We start from the raw sequence: 3,435 nt of genomic DNA, 5'->3' as shown, positions 1-3,435 counted from the left end.
TGTTCCATTTTAGAGATTTGTTTAAGATAAGATATAACTCATTGAGATGTGTCATAGTATTCGTCGTTAGAAAACAATTATTGTGACATTATTTCAATGAGTTATCTATTTTTGTCGTGTACAGAGATATGCTATAGAAAATAGATTGTTTCTTGTTCGATAAAGGCAAAAGTATTACTCTTTCATCAGCCAACGGTCAAAGTAACGACGCCCAACACCCACAATACCCAAGAAAATAAACATCGCACCAAATTGGCGGCTAAAACCTGATTGATTAAAACTGCCATAACTTAAAATATTATCAATTAAGCAATACACCACAATCACAATAATCCAGTGCCAGAGCGGTAAGCGCTTAATCCCTACCGCATAAAACGCCACCCAAAGCACAACGAAGGTAAAAATGGTCGACCATACGTTCATGTTGGCGCAAATCACCATCAATAAAAATGCCACAATAGGCAACACAATTTTTAAAACACGATCCACTCGCAGTTGATGTTGGCGCTGCTTTTCAAGTACATCTAACATTTCCTTTTGATCTGGGCTGACCATAATGGATCCTTTATACAATTGCTTAAAACATGCTATTTAACAAAATTTATTCAAGAAATGCCATGTTATGATAAGTTCTCAATACAGTTTATGAGAAAAAATTGATGCAAAGCATAAGTGGAATTGTTTATCTAATTATAATTGCTTGCTTATTGCCGTATGTCTTTGCTGTTGTCGCAAAAATGGCAGGTGGCTTTAAACGTGAAGATAACCAAAATCCACGTGAATTTTTAGCCAAAACCACAGGTTTTGCTGCACGTGCTAACGCCGTACAGCAAAACAGTTTTGAAAGCCTGCCTTTATTTATTGCTGCAGTGCTCATGGCGGAATATATGGTCATCCCACAAGTGGTGGTGATGATGTTTGGTATTGCTTATATTGTACTGCGTATTGCTTACGGCATTTGCTATTTAGCCAACTGGGCAACTTTACGCTCAATTGTCTGGATTTTGTCATTGCTTTGCCCAATTTGTATTTTATTGATGGTGATTAAACTGACCTGATCAAGTCAGGTCTGAAAATATGTATTTTTACTTGGCAGATGTATAATCTCGCAGTAATTCCAGACCGAATACCGTTATAATTGACGCGGTTTTAAAAAGATTTAACTTGTTAAAGAGTGATGCTATGAGCTACAGCAATATCCCTGCGGGTAAAGATGCACCAAATGACATCTATGTAATTATTGAAATTCCTGCCAATGCAGCGCCAATCAAATACGAAATTGATAAAGATTCTGATGCGTTATTTGTAGACCGTTTTATGGGTACAGCAATGTTCTACCCAGCAAACTACGGTTATGTACCAAATACACTTTCATTGGATGGTGACCCGTTAGACGTATTGGTCGTAACACCACATCCAGTAGAGCCAGGTTCTGTGATTCGTTGCCGCCCAGTGGGTAAATTGAACATGGAAGATGACGGTGGTATTGATGCGAAACTGGTTGCTGTTCCGCACGAAAAACTAACCCCAATTTATAAAGATGTTCAAGAATATACTGATCTTCCACCATTGTTGATCAGCCAAATTGAACACTTCTTCCAGCACTATAAAGACTTAGAGCCAGGCAAATGGGTTAAGTTAAGCGGTTGGGAAGGTGCTGATGTTGCGAAACAAGAAGTACTGGACTCAATTGCTGCATATGCAGAAGCAAACAAATAATTGCTTTGCGTTAGTTTAAGATTTTAAATTTTTAAAGCTTAAATTGAAAAAACCTGCACATTGTGCAGGTTTTTTTATGGCTTGAACTTCGAGTGAATTAGAATAATTTCACAGGAATGTCTAACCAGATACGCCATTCGTTAGTGTCTGGCATATATACGCTCTTGTATTCATCGTTTGCACGGTAGTATGAATGACGTAGACGTAAGCTCACATCTTTCGCAAAACCTGATTGAACGGTGTATTTTACTTGGTTAAAGAATTCACGCTCTTGACCATCTTTTGGTTGGTTACGAACATCAATGTCCCAACCGTAAACAAAAGCAGTTGTCCAGTTTAGACCAGGAAGACCATGGTTTTTAAAGTTATAGTTGTATTGTAAGCCTAAAGATTTTTCATCATTACCTACAAAATCAGACAAATATGAGTTAGGTAGATAAATAGATTGTGCACCATCTGCGTTACCGCCGTAGTCATAGCCTACATCACCAAAGTTTTGTTGGTAAGCCAACATCACATTGTGTACATCTTTGCTATATGAAGTAGAGATTGCCCAAATATCATTGGTTTTCTCTGTTCCAGCAACTGTATTTTTCTCTGCTTTTGGTACGCCATAGACAGGATTCGCAATCGTACCTGTTGCTGAATAAGTTGAAGCATCTTTAGAGAATTCTGTGTGGTAGCCGCTTAGATCAAAGTTAAGCGCAGCACCATCTTTTAAACCGTAGTTATAGTTTACATTGGCATAGTGACGATCTAATTTATCTTTAACATCAATACCGTAATAAGATGCTTTTAAGTCATCATTAAATGTATATTTCGCGCCCCATACCACAGCACGGTCTAACTCATTACCATCTGAATTGATTTGGCTTGAATATTGGTTCTCTGTAAATTTACCTGCAACCAAATTTAAGTTATCAATTTCATTACTTTGAACAAGTACACCTGTGAAATATTCAGGCACTAAACGGGCAGTGTTGCTAGCCAGTACAGGTAAATCTAAAACTTGTGTACCGTAAGTTGCTGTAGTGTTCGAGATACGTACTTTGACATAAGCACCGCCACGTGCCCAATGGTCATAAGCATCTTTCGTACCATCTGCATTATTCTTGCTATGCGTTGGAATCATACCATTGCCCGTATGACCATTTTTACCGAGTTTAAATGAAGCATCACCTATGATACCTGCACCAAAACCAACTACACCTTTGGTAAAGCCAGAATCTAATTTTACGATTGCAGTTTGCGCAAATGAACTTGTATCGTCACCAGGTTCTACACCTTTATAGTCACGAGTTAAATAACCTGTACGGAATAAAACCGAACCGTTTGCGTCTTCTACAAAGCCTTTAGATTCACTTTGTTCGCTAGCAAATGCAGTTGAAACAAGCGCTGCGTTGATCAATAACGCAAGTGTCAGTTTTTTAGATTTCAGCATTGGGAGAGAGCCTCATGCAGTAAATGTGTAGTTGAAACGTAGCCGAATTGTATCGCTATTTAGGCGCGAAAATATCATTTTTAAGGTGCTTATGACACTAAAGTTAAGCATTTTTTCGATAAACTGTAGGGTCATTAAAAATATTGAATCGCAGATTCAAATCTCAAGTGCAACACATTTGTAGTTAGTTGAAAAAGTTAGGTGTATTCATAGAATCATTAGACTTTTTCAACCCGCAATTGGAAAGCACACAATGAAGAAATACACCCAACTTT

The 3,435-nt window shown here is 37.8% G+C and carries 4 protein-coding genes; 2 read left to right on the top strand and 2 right to left on the bottom strand.

Annotation, left to right across the window (positions count from 1 at the left end; translation table 11 throughout):
- Nucleotides 1–174 precede the first annotated feature (174 nt).
- Complete coding sequence (locus AC07E5_RS10065; RefSeq protein WP_004975646.1) at nucleotides 175–555, bottom strand: hypothetical protein; 381 nt, start codon at nucleotides 553–555, stop codon at nucleotides 175–177.
- A 104-nt stretch (nucleotides 556–659) separates the two neighbouring features.
- Between AC07E5_RS10065 and AC07E5_RS10060 the strand changes: the two genes are divergently transcribed.
- Both AC07E5_RS10060 and ppa read left to right on the top strand, forming a co-directional pair.
- Nucleotides 660–1,058: an MAPEG family protein gene (locus AC07E5_RS10060; protein WP_317098127.1), complete on the top strand. Its 399-nt coding sequence runs from the start codon at nucleotides 660–662 to the stop codon at nucleotides 1,056–1,058.
- Between the two features lie 124 nt (nucleotides 1,059–1,182).
- Entirely contained in the window at nucleotides 1,183–1,719 is a 537-nt protein-coding gene (gene ppa, locus AC07E5_RS10055; RefSeq protein WP_104852907.1) for an inorganic diphosphatase, read from the top strand.
- Nucleotides 1,720–1,816: 97 nt separating this feature from the next.
- On the opposite strand, the gene AC07E5_RS10050 is transcribed toward ppa, so the two are convergent.
- Complete coding sequence (locus AC07E5_RS10050) at nucleotides 1,817–3,160, bottom strand: OprD family outer membrane porin (protein ID WP_317098126.1); 1,344 nt, start codon at nucleotides 3,158–3,160, stop codon at nucleotides 1,817–1,819.
- Nucleotides 3,161–3,435: the final 275 nt, after the last annotated feature.

The organism is Acinetobacter seohaensis, assembly GCF_056431365.1.
The sequence above is the reverse complement of the archived record's forward strand: the minus strand, read 5'-3'. Positions and strand labels throughout refer to the sequence as shown.